The sequence below is a fragment of the Psychrobacter sp. UBA3962 genome, assembly GCF_002385225.1.
Lineage (GTDB): Bacteria > Pseudomonadota > Gammaproteobacteria > Pseudomonadales > Moraxellaceae > Psychrobacter.
On record NZ_DGDC01000022.1, the window covers coordinates 43326 to 58496 of the forward strand.

Here is a 15171-nt window from a genome sequence, read left to right on the forward strand (position 1 = left end):
TTATAATTCGCCTTTTGTGTCTATTAGCGCTAATAGCTTATTATCATTTTCGATGGTTTTTTTATTATTTATCACTGGATTTTCCAACCCCATCGAAATATGCCTTGGTGACCATCTCGATGATTTGATCATCTGAATACAGGCCACTGCTTTTTAAAAACCCCAATACAGGGTCACAGGCCTTTGCATACAAAGTATACAAAATACATAGCGGAGATAATTCTGTGTTCAATCTGCCATCTTGCTGCGCTTGCTCAATCCACTCGCCTAGATTATCAGACATAACCACAAGCATATCGGTGTATTTTTCATGAGCCAATAAATGCTCGCGCAGCTGTGAGTTCTCGCTAGGAAGATTGGGCATTTTTTGATTCAGCTTTAGCCTCATTGCCCACTGGGTTATGGCTTTTAGCTTATCTATAGCTGGCAAGTTTTGTAAATTAATTTTATCAATTTCATCTAAGCCTGCCTGCATGGTGTCGACCAGTGCGCCGACAGCAAGCGCTTCTTTACTAGGAAAATGTCGATATAAGGAGGCTTTAGCAATACCTACCGTATCGGCAATTTCATCGACAGTCATAGCATCATAGCCCTTGGTTGCCAGCAAGCTATTAACCGTCTCTATGATTAGCTGTTCTCGCTTAATCATCATTCTTTGCTTGAAAGTAAGTTTTGAGCTTGAGCTTTTTGACACACCTTTACCAGTAGTTTCGGTCTTCTCTTTTATGCTCATTTACCCCTCTCTATTATTTACTCAAATACAGGTTGTATTTCTGGTCTTAGTATACCTAAATAAGCCTGATAATACTAATTCGTATTATTTTATACTAATTAGTCTAAAAGTTACTTGTTTGTCATTTAATTATACTATACAGTATAAAAATACACGGACGGGTTAGATGTTAACAGTACTGACAGTACTCTTTTACTATCGACTAACTGATCTAAGTATTGAGCTTTCCATCTACAAATAACGATTACATTTTGTTCATACCTTTTTTACACAACTAACCCGAGAGATTATTATGAAAATTACTAAATTAACTACATTAGCAGCGGTTACCGTATCAAGCTTAATGTTATCAGCCTGTATGAGTAGCCCTATGCACATGGACCGCTCACACGATGCAAATACTAATATGGGTCATTCTGGGCAAGCCATGACCATGAAAAACTTGGTTCAAGTGGCTCAAAGCAATCCAGACTTTAGTATTTTAGTAGAAGCCGTGGCTGCAGCAGGTCTGGTAGATACGCTTGCAACTACCCCTAATTTAACGGTGTTTGCGCCAACCAACCAAGCGTTTTCTAATTTGTTAAACGAGCTTGGCATGACTAAAAGTCAGCTACTAGCCAATCCTGCACTCTTACAGCAAGTGCTTACCTATCACGTGGTGCCAGCCACTGTTTATTCATCACAAGTTAAACCCGGTATGGTAAAAACCGTACAAGGTACCAACTTCTCGATTACCAATGATGGCAAAATAAGAGATTCAAAAGGTAGAGTTGCAAATCTGGTTAAAACAGATGTAAAAGCCTCTAATGGTGTGATTCATGTGATTGATAAAGTGCTATTGCCATAAGATTATCGATAAAAGTTTTAGGCAATTGCTTTGGGTGCGGTATCGCTTGATACCCACTCTAAGCAGTTAGTTTTTTTATTAATACTTACCTTATCAATACTCAATCAATGCTCAGCTTTAATCTACCCCCTTCTTAAATAGATTAGCCTATTTAATACCCGCCTCTATATTCAAAAAGCTCATATTTAAGCTGCCCCTCACCTATTAAAGAGACAACAATGACAAAACGTATTCTTATTACGGGCGCCACATCAGGCATGGGGTATCAATTGACCGTTGATTATCTACGAGCAGGTTGTGTGGTGTATGCGGTAGGACGCAACGAAGAGACGCTTAATGAGCTTAGCAGCTTAGGAGCAACCTCTATCTGTGTGGATTTAACCGATTATAATCAGGTAATACAGGCTTTAAGTGATATTGCCGAGTTAGATATCGTAATTTGTTGTGCAGGTGTCTGTCATTATATCGATATCACACCTGATAATAGATTATCTGAGCATAGCAGCAGCAATTTTGGATTTGATGCCCAAAAAATAATGCAAAACATCAATACCAACTTGGGTACTTTGGTTTATACCCTAGAGGCGGTATTGCCTGCGCTTAAAAAGGCGCAAGGCCGAGTGGTTGCGCTTGGTTCTGCTTCCGCTCACGTCCCCTTTGCTCGTGCTGAAGGCTACGGCAGCTCAAAAGCGGCGATACATTATCTGATGCAGACCCTGCAAATCAGCTTAAAGCCACTGGGTGTTAATGTCAGCCTAGCAATTCCTGGCTTCGTTGAGACTCCAATGACAGATCAAAACAACTTTTCTATGCCTTTTTTGCAAACTCCTAAGCAGGCCAGCCTTGCCATACGTAAAGGGATTGCAAATGATCAAGAAATTATTGCTTTCCCAAAACAGCTAACTGTACCACTAAAAACTTTAGGTGTACTGCCTAATAGTGTTTGGCAATTTGTGTCTAGCAAGCTATATGCCAAGTGATAAGTGTTAGAAAAAATATCAAAAATAAATTTAGACAAAGATCTAAAGCTTAAATATAACAAGAGATACTTTATGACCGCTTTAAAAACTGCCAATTCCACTCCTAAAACCGTTGCCATTATTGGCTCTGGCGTATCAGGCTTAACCTGTGCTCATTATTTGGTAGCAAGCCATGAGGTAACTATTTTTGAAGCCAATGAGTATCTTGGCGGGCATGTGAACACTATTGACGTCACTCTAAAAACGCCACGCAAGCTAAAAAAAGATGAGTTTGAAACCGCTGCGATTGATACAGGCTTTATCGTGTTTAATGAGCGTACTTATCCTAATTTTTTTAGGCTGTTAGCTGAGTTAGAAGTACCATTTCAAAAGACAGACATGAGCTTTTCGGTGAAAAACCCTGCAATTAACTTTGAGTACAATGGCCATACCTTAAATAGTTTGGTATCGCAGCGTAAGAATATAGTTAGCCCGAATTTTTGGCGTTTTGCAAAAGACATTATTACTTTTAATAAACACATAAAACAGCGACATCAACAGTATAAAGATCTCAATCAAGCTATTAAGACATTGAGCTTGGCTGCTGAGGGGTTTAAGTCACAAAATAAACTGACCAAGCGCAAAGCTCAAAAGATTCAATATCAATTGGCCAATAAAATCGAGATGCTTGAAAAGATCAGTCAAGAGACCTTGAGTGATTACTTAGAGGGACAAAAATACAGCCAGTTATTTCAAGAGAACTATCTATTGCCTATGGTATCTGCCATTTGGTCCATGCAGATTGAACGTTCTAAATCATTTCCGTTGATATTCTTTGCTCAATTTTTTGATAATCATGGTTTGCTCGATATTATCAACCGCCCACAGTGGTTCACTATAAAAGGCGGCTCAAAGCAATATGTGAATAAGTTGATTGAACGCTATGCCAAAATGGGCGGTAACGCGCTGGTTAATAGCCCTGTGCAGTCCATTACCCGTCAAACGAATGGTAATAAAAAGGATAGCCATAAAAACAGTGTCACCATCCACTATAAAGATGCTAATGGCTCAAGTAAGTCAGCGAACTTTGATGAGGTGATTCTCGCCTGCCATGCGGATGTGGCAAAGCGTCAATTGGCCGATATTAATGAGCAAGAATCTCAAATATTGGGGGCATTTGGTTTTACCGATAATGAGGCTGTTTTGCATACGGACACAAGCGTACTGCCCAAAAAGCCATTGGCGTGGGCAAGCTGGAATTATTTATTACCAAATACGAATCAGCAACTACAGCGCCGCTCTCAACCACAAGCCAATCAATCATTAGGCAATGAGCTAAAGCCGGTCCTAACTTACAACATGAATATCCTTCAACGCTTGGTTAAGAATCACAATTATCTTGTGACCCTAAACGAGCAGATAGATAATGCCCAGGTGATAAAACGTATCAATTACCGTCACCCTGTTTATGATATTAAGATGACCCTTGCGCAAAAGCAGTGGCACAGTCTTGCCAGCCAAGAGAATCACACCCACTTTTGCGGCGCTTACTGGTTTAGCGGCTTTCATGAAGACGGCGTGAGAAGTGGCTTAAGGGTATGCCAACATTTAGGAGTTAATATTGAAAGCCTTGATACAGTCAACCCCGTTCATTTGGATAATGTGATTGAGCCTAATCCCATATTTGATTACAACAAATTGCCGATTAAGGCCGATAAAAACCACGCCAGATTAGATCAGCGTCAGCTGGTATCAGCCTCCACCAATACTGTATTAAACAAGGTGTTTAAGTAAGCAATAAATAATGAACAATAAACAAAATATAGCGGCTATAGGTAATAGATATAAAAAATAATACCACGGAGGGTTATAACCATGCCTACCACGATAAGACATGATACTTTAGACACGGCTATAAATAGAGATATAAATCTGCAAAAGGTAGGTGATAAAGACAGTTATCAGAACTTACTGTATCAAGCCCTGCCCCATCAGATCTTAACTGGAACAACATGGCATATACGTCACCTGCCCTCTAAACATAAGTTTAGCTATCCCTACCGATATTGGGGGCTAAGTTTAAACAGATTGGTAGCAGGTGATTTTCCCGATAAGCTTGGTAAAGCTTGGCATAATCTACATCGTTTTGATTTTGCTGACTATTTTCAATTGGGAAAGTTAGATGAGACCCATTGTGAGAATGCACAATCCTTAAAAAACGGGATTAAAGCGCAGTTAAAGTCAGCTTCTAATCAACGCTTATCCCAAAACGTTGCAACTGACAAGCAGCTACAAGCACAGCTATGGCAACATAAAGTTTTACAACAGTTTAAGCGATTGACCGATAGCGAACCTACTGGAGACGTATTGGCCCTGGTAGTGAGCAAAAACTTAGGGTTTTATTTTAGTCCTGTTAATTTTTATATTGGTTTTGATGATAAGGGTGATGTTAGTCATTTGTTGGCTGAGATTAGTAATACGCCATGGGACAAACGTCATTTTTATGGATTCAAACTAGGCGGTAATACCAGCGAATTCAGCCATAATAAAGGCTTTCATGTCTCACCGTTTAATCCACTGGACCAAAAATACACTTGGAAGGTTAAGGTAGTAGATAATCCGAAGGGATTAAAGCATATAACCTTAAGCATTCAAGTGTCAGACAGCAGAGGCAAAGTGTTTGAGGCCGGCATAAACATGAAGCCCCAAGCCATGACCGCTGCAAATATTACCAAAACCCTTACCAACAATCCTGTTATGAATTACAGCTCAATGGGCCGTATTTACTGGCATGCATTTTTAATATACGCCCTAAAAAAAGTACCTTATGTTGGTTATAACCAGCTATTAAAGGACAGTAAGCAAGGCAACAGTAAACATGGTAGTAGCAGCTTTGCTAGCCTGCAAAACAATGATCAAATTAAAGAGCCTAAAATGCCAACTCAGTCAAACCACCCTACGGATAGAAAAACTCAATCACTGGTCAATCGCGTAGCAGGCAGCCCTGCTCTGACCCCTGTTAAACTTAGTATTGATGTGGTATCTCGCCGTGTCTTATTTAAAGCCTTATCTTACTTACAATTTGGCAGCATTACGGTTATTGAAAACCAAGGCTCTAATAAAACCAGTAAAAACCAAAAAACTTTTACTTTTGGCAGCAAGCCTCAAAAACTAAATCCTAATTTTAGTGGCGAGTTGGCAGGCAATCATGCGCTTCATGCAACGCTAGAGGTGCATAACAAAGACTTCTATCGTAAGCTGATTACTGGCGGCGATATAGCCCTTGCAGACAGCTATATTAACGGTGAATGGGAGGTTGATGACCTAACCGCTTTGATTCGCCTTGGCGCCCGCAATAAAGGGGTAAGTCATAAACTTGACGGTAAGCTTTGTAAGCTCACCAAAACCTTTGAGTTTAAAAAGCATAAATCTCGATCAAATACAGTTAGCAATTCAAAATCGAATATCCTAGCGCATTATGACCTTGGTAATGACATGTATCAGTCGTTTTTGGACGATACTATGATGTATTCCTCTGCTATTTATCCGACACCTGATGCGACGCTTTATGAAGCTCAGCAAAATAAATTAAAAATATTATGCGAATTATTAGAGTTAAAGTCTGATGATCATGTGATTGAAATCGGCACAGGCTGGGGTGGATTTGCCATTTATGCAGCTACGCACTATGGCTGCCAGGTCACAACCACGACCATATCTGATGCTCAGTATGAAGAGGCAAAACGCCGCGTTGAGCAGGCAGGACTGAGCGGTAAAATTACCCTATTAAAGCAGGATTACCGCAATCTAGAGGGTCAATATGACAAGCTCATCAGCATTGAGATGGTAGAGGCTGTGGGTCATGAATACCTACCTACCTTCTTTGCAAAATGTAATTCGCTATTAAAGCCTAATGGCATTATGGCCCTCCAAGCCATTACTTTTAATGACCAAGGGTATGAGAAGTACCTAAACTCTGCTGATTTTATTCAGTCGCATATCTTCCCTGGCGGCTGTCTACTGTCTAACCAAGAGATTACTCAGCAATTTACTCAGCAAACCGATATGGTAGTGAAATCACTTATCGATTATGGCTATGATTATGCCCAAACCTTAAGAGATTGGCGTCATGCCTTTATGGCTCATTTAGAGGATATCCGAGCTATGGGCTATGATGAGGCGTTTATCAGACTTTGGCAGTTTTATTTTTGCTATTGTGAAGCAGGGTTTTTAGAGCGCACTATTGGCGTAGTTCAAGTTAAAGCCGTCAAGCCTGATAATCGTTAAAGGCTTTAATAAAGGAAGTTTAATTTTTTAAGGAAAAAAGGATCATGAATTTAGCTTATGTTTGGATCTATCTTAGCTCGGTCATTGTCTTCGTATTGGTCGATAGCGTATGGCTAAAGTCTATGACGCAGGTCTTTTATCAGCCACGTATTGGTCATTTGCTTTCTGATACGCCTAATATGTTAGCCGCAGCTGTGTTCTATCTATTTTATCTTTTTGCTCTATGCGTATTGGTTATTTATCCTCAGCTTAAAGCACATGCTCCTCTTTGGCAGTTTTTTGCCATGGGAGCCTTAATTGGTCTTATGGCTTACGGTACCTTTGACTTCACTGCCCTAGCCTTGTTTAAAAACTATAGCACCTCTGCAGCTTTAGTAGACTTTGCTTGGGGCGGTATCATTACCGGTACGGTGGCAGTATCTGTTGGTGCATTGGGTTATAAATTTGGATGGTTAGTGTGATACTGGGCCGTTGTTCTAACTTTTATCGCTATATTTCTCTTAATACCAACCTTACCTAACTGTTGTAGACCCACCCTGATTTACTACCATTATTTACCCAAGCGTTAACTTATCTATTGCAACAAGCCTTGAACTCCAAGACTTGCTGCTTCAACCGCGCCAGCCACATAGCCTGGAAACTGACGAGACCATTCACTGCCAATACCTATTAGACTATCTTGCCATACTCCTGTCGTGGCTTTAGATGCTGGTGGATGCGGATGTTGACCGCCACTTTGAACGTCAACACTTGTCGCCGTGAATTCATCTTGTGACCAATCTTTGAAAAAATCAGTCACAGGCATCTGTGCTTGAGTGCCAAATAATCGAGCCAACTGTGCTCGGCAATGAAGTTTTAACTCTTCTGCAGAAACACTTTGACGCACTTCAGGAGCAACCCCAAAGAAGCCAAATAATGCAGCATGACCATTAACTGCAGAAGCATCATGGATTTCAGTTAAGGGGCCTACAGCACTATTGGCTGATCCAGAAAGACCTTGCTCACGCCAAAATGGTGTATCGTATATAGCAAAGTATTTAGCATGAGGCGCCATCCAGGTTGCAGTCGAATGCCATTGTTCTGCCAAATCATCAGGTAGTGCCGGCGTAAACTCTATGTTTTGTTGCACCAAACGTGGTGGTAGCGCCAATAATACTTGTGATACTTGCCATGTTATTTTTTCATTATGGCTTTGATCATCTGCCGTAGTGTTTAATTCAACCTCCACCTCGATAGACGTCGCTGTTTTTCGTAATTGGTAAACCTTATGCCCCGTTAAGACTCGATCGCTATCCAAACGTTGATAAAGCGCCTCAGTTAACGCAGCCATACCACCGATTAATCGCATGGACGTTGGCGAACTTACGTAGCCTTGCATACGTATCGGTGCTGTATTGGGCGATCTTTCTATCACCATGTCACCATCTTCGAATTGAGCAAAGCATTCAAGACCCAACTCTTCTACTAATTGCCCTAATTGGGGCTGATAACCAGGCCAAAACCAAGAAGGCCCAAGGTCAAAACGCTCAGAGGTAGCTTTCATATCCATTACACTCTGACCATCAGCTGCAACCGAATGAATACGACCGCCAATTCTATCTCGGGCTTCTAAAAGCACATAGTCTATGCCCTGCTTTTCCAGTAAATAAGCGGCATAAAGGCCACTCAATCCTGCACCTATTATGGCGATACGTGCTTCGTTCATAATGTATTTCCCGCTGGGTATTAACCCTATGTAATACCAAAGTAATTTAATTAAAAACAGCCATTAAAGTGACTTGTCTGGTCTATTTATGCTCTATTAAACGCCAAAACAGCAAATGAAGAAAGTAAATATTCAGTTTAAGAATTTAGCAAACTTTTGTTTACCTCTGTATGCTATTGCGTTTATTGTTTCCGCCCAACTACTATTTTATTTTTTAAACTTAATCGACTTTATTTAAAAAGACCCTATTGGGTCTATTTCTTTTCTCTCAAATTAACGGCCGAACCCAATCAGGGGCAGGTATTTATAATAAAAAGGAGCTTATTATGTCATATGACGCAATTACAATTATTGATGGTGGAATGGGGCGAGAACTTGCCAAGCGTGGCGCACCATTTCGTCAGCCTGAATGGTCAGCATTGGCAATGATAGAAGCTCCAGAAATCGTTCGTGATGTGCATCGTGACTTTATCCGAAGCGGTGCTGCGGTTATTACAACTAACAGCTATGCGCTTGTGCCCTTTCATATTGGTGCAGAACGATTTGCTGAACAAGCTCAGGACTTGGCCGCATCAGCTGGAGAAATGGCACGCGATGCAGTCGCATTGGAAGGCACAACCACTAAAGTAGCGGGTTCTATTCCACCATTGTTTGGCTCGTACCGTGCAGATTTATTTGAGGCTGAGCATGTAGAGGATATTGCCAGTCCCTTAATCACAGGTCTACGTCCGTATGTGGACCATTGGCTAGTAGAAACTCAAAGCCTAATCGCAGAATCGGTGGCTGTTCGTGAGTTACTTACTAAACTAGACACAGACAACAAACCGGTATGGGTATCCTTTACTTTAGAAGACAGTGAACATCTTGATGTGCCTCGCCTGCGCTCTGGAGAGACGGTAGAAGAAGCGGTAGCCACGCTAGCAGAGCTTAATATCGAGTCCATATTGTTCAACTGTTGCCAACCTGAAGTCATTGAGCAGGCATTGGAAGTTGCACGAAGTGTCCTAGAACAAAAAGACACCAAACAAATTAAGCTCGGTGCCTATGCCAATGCTTTTCCGCCTCAACCAAAAGATGCCACAGCCAATGATGGGCTAGATGAAGTACGTGATGACCTCACCCCGCCTGCCTATCTAGTATGGGCAAAAAAATGGCAGACACAAGGTGCTTCATTGATTGGCGGCTGCTGTGGTATTGGCCCTGAACATATTAATGAGCTGAGCCAGTACTTCACAGAGGCAGCAACAACACTGAGATAGCACCATGCAAAACGGACAAAAAATCGGGTTAGCTATGCTCACCGCCATCGTGTTTAGCTCAATGGTTGGGGCGGGCATCTTTAGCTTACCGCAAAACATGGCCGAAGTTGCAGGTGCAAATGCCATTATTACCGCTTGGCTCATCACCGGTGTGGGTATCTTATTTCTCGCCGGCTGTTTTTTGCATTTATCACGTCTTAAGCCTGAGCTGGACGGTGGTATTTATACTTATGCCAAAGAGGGCTTTGGCGATTTAGCAGGCTTCTTTTCGGCTTGGGGATACTGGTTGTGTGCCACCATTGGTGTGGTGGGCTACTTGGTGGTAGCGTTTGCTGCCTTGGGCAGTTTTGTCGACACACCAAGTCAGACTATCTTTGGCGAGGGCAATACCTTGTGGGCCCTATTGGGTGAGTCTTTCATCTTGTGGCTGGTACACTATCTGGTGCTGCGGGGTGTCAAACAGGCAGCCTTTATCAACTTGCTAGCAACTTTGGCAAAAAGCTTACCCCTTATCGCTTTTATTGTATTTGCATTTTATGCGTTTGATATTGAGACTTTTAATACCGATCGCGCTGGCACGACTTTAAACGTACCTTTTATGGATCAAGTTAAAAACACAATGCTCATTACTTTATGGGTGTTTACCGGTATTGAAGGGGCCACTGTCCTCTCGCAGCGGGCCAAGCGTCGCTCTGATATCGGACATGCTACCTATATTGGCGTAATTCTGGCTTTGGTGTTATATATTGCCATCACACTTCTTTCATTGGGAGTGATGAGCCGGGTCGATGTTGCAGCATTGAGTAACCCCTCTATGGCTGGCATCATGGCACACATGACAGGGAGTGTCGGTAAATGGGTGATTAGTATTGGTCTTATTATTTCTGTGTTGGCCTCTTATTTAAGTTGGATTTTGTACTCTGCTGAAGTGCCCTATACCGCAGCTAAGTACCATGCTTTCCCGCGTCTTTTTACCAAACAAAATGAACAAGGCACACCAACAGCTTCCCTAACACTGACTAGCTTAACCGTGCAACTGTGTCTATTAATGATATTTTTGACAGGCGAAGGCTATAACCTGTTAGTGGTTATCTCAACCTCCATGATTCTGATACCCTACTTCTTGGTCGGTGCCTATTTGGTCAAGATATCTTTTGCACAATCAGAGCGATGGTCTATCAAGGCAGTGGGGCTTGGTGCAAGTGTGTATGGTATCTGGCTGATTTATGCGGCAGGTATCGATAACTTATTACTGTCATTATTGCTCTATATACCGGGTTTAATGATTTTTTACTATAGTCGTTATCAAGCACGCCAGCAGACCTTACAAAACAAGCTATAAATATCGTGTGGCATACACAGTTGAATTAAAGAAGGCCCAAAAAACATGTTTTTTGGGCCTTCTTTAATTGTCTCGTAAATGAGTAAGTGGATTAATAATAATCTGATAAAAGCTAATTCCTAGCCACTAATAAGCAAAAACGGCGGTCAAATGCGCTTGATAATTTTGTATATCACTATCAATAGTCGGATTTTTGATGACATCATTACTCATAAAGGTGGGCAATGGAGTCATACCTAAAAACTGATAGGCTTTATGAGTAGCAATATAGACCCCGTCCACGCCAGCCGCTTCAAAGAACTGCTTAGGATCGGTAAAGGCAATAGCGGGCGCATTCCAAGTGACTGAAAGCATGTATTGCTTGCCTTGTAACAAACCGCCAGAGCCATATTTCTTCGCAGGATCTTGACGCGTGCGTCCATCGCTTTGATATAAGCGGCCGTGACCTAGGGTAAACACCTCATCGATATACTTTTTAACGATCCAAGGCACACCCATCCACCAAGCTGGGGCCTGTTGAATGACCACATCTGCCCAAAGCCACTTTTGTATCTCCTCCTCTATATCATAGCCGGCATCAATATGAGTCACTTTTACCTGATGACCCAAGTTTAGCAAGTGTGCTTCGGCAGTCTGTGTCATGGTGTCATTAAGTTTGCCGTGCGAATGGGCAAAGTTTTTACCGCCATTTAATATCAATATGTTTTTCATGTTAACTGCTCTGTATCTATCCAATGTTTTTAATATTAATCCCAAATTGGTGCCAGACCTTCAGGATTCACTTCGCGGCTGTTGGCTTCTAACTGATCAATTTGTGCCATTTGCTCATCACTTAAAGTTATGTTTTGGGCTTGTAGATTGCTGGCAAGATTCTCACGCTTCGTGGATGAAGGAATAACCGCATAGTCTTTGGCCAGTGCCCACGCTAAAATAACTTGGGCAGGAGTTTGTCCATTTTGCTCAGCTATTTTTTGGATTACCGCATCTTTTAGTGCTCTACCATAGGCCAAAGTCATATATGAAGTGACCTTTATGCGTTGTTGATGCATAAAACTAACCAATTTACGATTTTGTAGATAAGGACTAAGCTCTATTTGATTGGTTTCGATATTTTCAGCCCCTACCACATCGATGGCTTGTTGTAGTAATTCAATATTGAAATTAGACACTCCGATCTTCTTGGTTAAACCTAAGTTTTTTGCCTCAAGTAAGGCGATCATGTATTCTTCAAGTGGCACAGGACCTGAAGGTGCTGGCCAATGGATCAGGGTTAAGTCTACGCTATCAACGCCCAGGTTATTTAAGCTTTCTTTGAGACTGGGGACAAGAGTGTCTTTGGATAAATTATCTACCCAGATTTTGGTGGTAAGATATATAGACTCGGTAGCAATACCGCTATTTTTTATCGCGGTACCAATGTCTGCCTCGTTGCCATATATTTGTGCGGTATCTATGGCTCTATAGCCTAAATCTAGTGCATTTTCTACAGAGTTGATAACGGTCTCTCCTTGCAGTCTAAATGTACCTAAACCGAATTCTGGAAGTGTCATATAATTCACCTGTCTTTTATGGTAAACGTTAAGGTTATAAGCAATATTACTTGTTGAGAGACAGTATATATAGACAGTTAATTGATAAGAAGGCACAGTAAATCAAAATTCTTTTGCATAAGAGTCAACAATGAAAGTCACCCTTAATGAGCTTGATACTTTTATAAGTATTGTTGACACTGGCAGTATAAGTCAGGCGGCTGAATACCTAGATGTTACGGTATCAGCAGTAAGTAGATCTTTAGCGAGGTTGGAGAAAAAGTTAGATACGGCATTATTTAGACGCACAACAAGACGTCTGGAGCTGACCCAAGAGGGTGAGATGTATTTAGCACGGATACGGGGTGTATTAAATGATCTAGAAGCTGCTGAGAATATGTTGATAAAAAACAAAGAGGTGCCCTCAGGCAAGCTGAGAATCGACGCGGCTACCCCTTTTATGCTACATGTCATTACTCCACTGATGACAAAATATAGCCAAGCCTATCCACAAATCGATATTGAACTGGTAAGCAATGAAAATTTGGTAGATTTATTAGAGGAGCGAACCGATGTGGCAGTGCGCATTGGAGAGCTAAAGGACTCTACCTTAAGTGCGACACCACTAGGCTTAAGTCAGATTCGAATTCTAGCCAGCCCAGAATATCTACAAAAACATGGTACACCGCAAAGTGTAGAAGATTTGGCTCACCATCAGTTATTGGGTTTTAATTCTCTACCCAAGCTAAATGATTGGCCAATATATGATACTTTTAATAATTTATTTCATGCTCAGACCAATATAAAAGCCGATAGCGGGGAAACTTTAAGACAATTAGCCTTATGCGGTACTGGCATTGTCTGCTTATCTGATTTTATGACTCAACAAGACCTCAAAGAAGGGCGACTGATTGAATTATTTGCTGATAGCACAATAAAAATGCAGCAGCCCATTAACCTAGTCTACTATAGGAATAGAAAGCTATCACAGCGGGTCAGCTCATTCATTGAGTTTATAAAAAAAGAGCTGAGTACCACTAAGCTTTTTTAATACTATATGTTTATATGCGGTTTGTCAGGCTAACTACAATCAAATACGGGCCAAGTAACTGGTCGGTAATTAAAACCAACCCTCTTCCAAAAGATCCTCAGTATTACTGAGCTCAAAGCTAGTAACCAAATCATAAAAGGTGCCAGGATCTTCAATGCCTTTAAGCAAATCTCGCTTATGTAGAGCCACAAACATAGCTAGTGAATAAGCTGCGCAATGAACAGACTTCTTTGGGTTAAATGAGATATCAGTAAAAGCCTGATATTGAACCACTTCTTCATGTAATTCTGGATGTTGTTTTAGAGCGTTGATATAAAGCCAGTCATAAAAAGTGGTTAATGGTTCAACACCCCACTCCATACCAAAATAATCATAACCAGTTAACTCACCAGATGAGATTAAACGCTCATCTTTTCTCGCCTGCCTAGGTTTCTCAGTCAGTAAATCCAAATAAGGTCCGCCTTGTTCAAACACCTTGCTGGCTTGAAATGCGTTCTCAACACTGCTCTTTTGTCCATTATCATTGGTAATTTGTAAGCTATATGGACTTAGTGGAAAGCTTAATTTATTGCCTGATTTGGTAGACAGCTCTAATACATTTTTAAAGCCATATTTCTTTTTTATGACTCGGTGCAGATCGTTAAGGGTCTTTTTCTTCTGTCTAGTAGCAAATCCCACATGCCGCTCAATTCGAACCATATCAGTTTTTACCAGATTATCACTGCCCACTCTTGGCATAAATACCGGTTTATATTCCATGGGAGTTGTTGCTTGTTCCATAACGAGGTGCCTTTTTCTTTAATGTACGTGCTATCAATAAATATTATTCAGTCTTAGCGAGGCAGTTTAGCCGATTGTTGACGATTTATCTTGTGCTATTTTTTAGTTTAATACAAACCATTAAAAATATACTAAGTATAAAAAAACCGTCTTGATATTTATCTAATATCAAGACGGCTATTTCTAAATCTAACAGCGACTGGCTGCTATTAATATTAACTGACTTTATCGAATTTTGGATCTTTCAAACTGACATTGCCTCGAAGGATGTCTGAATACATCCGAAAGTCACTGATAAAGCTTTGCACCGGATATTTAAAAGTGGCGGGCTTGTTCTTCTCAAAAAAGAAGTGGCCGACCCAAGCGCAGGCATAACCGGCAGCAATACCTTTTAATACAGGACTCAGCCTACCTGTTTTTAATGCGGTCGCAAATCCAATCAAGCCGAAACTACTGCCAGCGAAATGTAATCTGCGAGATATAACATTTTGATGTTCTTCGAGGTAAAAACTATAAAAGCTTTTATTGACGGGCTTGGTAGTAACTATTTGATGAGTTGGGGTGTTTTCTTCCGTAATTATAGACTTGGTATCTAATGAGGTTTTCATGTCAGCATCCTTGCTTAATATTTATGACTTCTCGAGTCTTACCCAATCCAATATCCTTTAAACCTGACTCC

Annotated in this window: 14 protein-coding genes; 8 read left to right on the forward strand and 6 right to left on the reverse strand. The window is 41.0% G+C overall.

Annotated elements, in window-relative coordinates; all coding sequences use genetic code 11:
* Positions 1-64: 64 nt before the first annotated feature.
* Positions 65-733, reverse strand: a complete 669-nt coding sequence (locus B3S92_RS05855; protein ID WP_296203743.1) for a TetR/AcrR family transcriptional regulator — start codon at positions 731-733, stop codon at positions 65-67.
* Positions 734-1025: 292 nt separating this feature from the next.
* Here B3S92_RS05855 and B3S92_RS05860 point away from each other — a divergent pair, with 292 nt between their 5' ends.
* The 5 genes from B3S92_RS05860 (at position 1026) to B3S92_RS05880 (ending at position 7287) form a co-directional block, all read left to right on the forward strand.
* Complete coding sequence (locus B3S92_RS05860; RefSeq protein ID WP_296203746.1) at positions 1026-1580, forward strand: fasciclin domain-containing protein; 555 nt, start codon at positions 1026-1028, stop codon at positions 1578-1580.
* A gap of 218 nt (positions 1581-1798) precedes the next feature.
* Positions 1799-2560, forward strand: a complete 762-nt coding sequence (locus tag B3S92_RS05865) for an SDR family NAD(P)-dependent oxidoreductase (RefSeq protein WP_296203750.1) — start codon at positions 1799-1801, stop codon at positions 2558-2560.
* 72 nt (positions 2561-2632) lie between these two features.
* Positions 2633-4333, forward strand: coding sequence for an NAD(P)/FAD-dependent oxidoreductase (locus B3S92_RS05870; RefSeq protein ID WP_296203752.1), 1701 nt, complete (start codon positions 2633-2635; stop codon positions 4331-4333).
* A gap of 81 nt (positions 4334-4414) precedes the next feature.
* The gene (locus B3S92_RS05875) at positions 4415-6826 is read left to right on the forward strand and encodes a DUF1365 family protein (RefSeq protein WP_296203754.1); all 2412 of its coding nucleotides are present in this window, start codon (positions 4415-4417) and stop codon (positions 6824-6826) included.
* A 44-nt stretch (positions 6827-6870) separates the two neighbouring features.
* On the forward strand, positions 6871-7287 hold the full coding sequence (locus B3S92_RS05880) for a DUF2177 family protein (protein WP_296203756.1): 417 nt from the start codon (positions 6871-6873) through the stop codon (positions 7285-7287).
* 113 nt (positions 7288-7400) lie between these two features.
* Here the strand turns inward: B3S92_RS05880 and B3S92_RS05885 are convergent, their stop codons facing one another.
* On the reverse strand, positions 7401-8531 hold the full coding sequence (locus B3S92_RS05885; RefSeq protein ID WP_296203758.1) for a flavin monoamine oxidase family protein: 1131 nt from the start codon (positions 8529-8531) through the stop codon (positions 7401-7403).
* 341 nt (positions 8532-8872) lie between these two features.
* Here B3S92_RS05885 and B3S92_RS05890 point away from each other — a divergent pair, with 341 nt between their 5' ends.
* Both B3S92_RS05890 and B3S92_RS05895 read left to right on the forward strand, forming a co-directional pair.
* Entirely contained in the window at positions 8873-9790 is a 918-nt protein-coding gene (locus tag B3S92_RS05890; RefSeq protein WP_296203854.1) for a homocysteine S-methyltransferase family protein, read from the forward strand.
* 4 nt (positions 9791-9794) lie between these two features.
* A complete protein-coding gene (locus B3S92_RS05895; protein WP_296203759.1) occupies positions 9795-11132 on the forward strand; it encodes a basic amino acid/polyamine antiporter in 1338 nt (445 codons plus the stop codon).
* A gap of 126 nt (positions 11133-11258) precedes the next feature.
* Here the strand turns inward: B3S92_RS05895 and B3S92_RS05900 are convergent, their stop codons facing one another.
* Both B3S92_RS05900 and dkgB read right to left on the reverse strand, forming a co-directional pair.
* The gene (locus tag B3S92_RS05900) at positions 11259-11843 is read right to left on the reverse strand and encodes an NAD(P)H-dependent oxidoreductase (RefSeq protein WP_296203761.1); all 585 of its coding nucleotides are present in this window, start codon (positions 11841-11843) and stop codon (positions 11259-11261) included.
* A 35-nt stretch (positions 11844-11878) separates the two neighbouring features.
* Positions 11879-12682: a 2,5-didehydrogluconate reductase DkgB gene (dkgB, locus tag B3S92_RS05905; protein ID WP_296203764.1), complete on the reverse strand. Its 804-nt coding sequence runs from the start codon at positions 12680-12682 to the stop codon at positions 11879-11881.
* A 130-nt stretch (positions 12683-12812) separates the two neighbouring features.
* On the opposite strand from dkgB, the gene B3S92_RS05910 reads away from it, so the two are divergent.
* Positions 12813-13712, forward strand: coding sequence for a LysR family transcriptional regulator (locus B3S92_RS05910; protein WP_296203767.1), 900 nt, complete (start codon positions 12813-12815; stop codon positions 13710-13712).
* A 69-nt stretch (positions 13713-13781) separates the two neighbouring features.
* Here the strand turns inward: B3S92_RS05910 and B3S92_RS05915 are convergent, their stop codons facing one another.
* Together B3S92_RS05915 and B3S92_RS05920 are read right to left on the reverse strand one after the other, a co-directional pair.
* Complete coding sequence (locus B3S92_RS05915) at positions 13782-14492, reverse strand: DarT1-associated NADAR antitoxin family protein (RefSeq protein WP_296203769.1); 711 nt, start codon at positions 14490-14492, stop codon at positions 13782-13784.
* 215 nt (positions 14493-14707) lie between these two features.
* Positions 14708-15100, reverse strand: coding sequence for a DUF962 domain-containing protein (locus tag B3S92_RS05920; protein WP_296203772.1), 393 nt, complete (start codon positions 15098-15100; stop codon positions 14708-14710).
* Positions 15101-15171 lie beyond the last annotated feature (71 nt).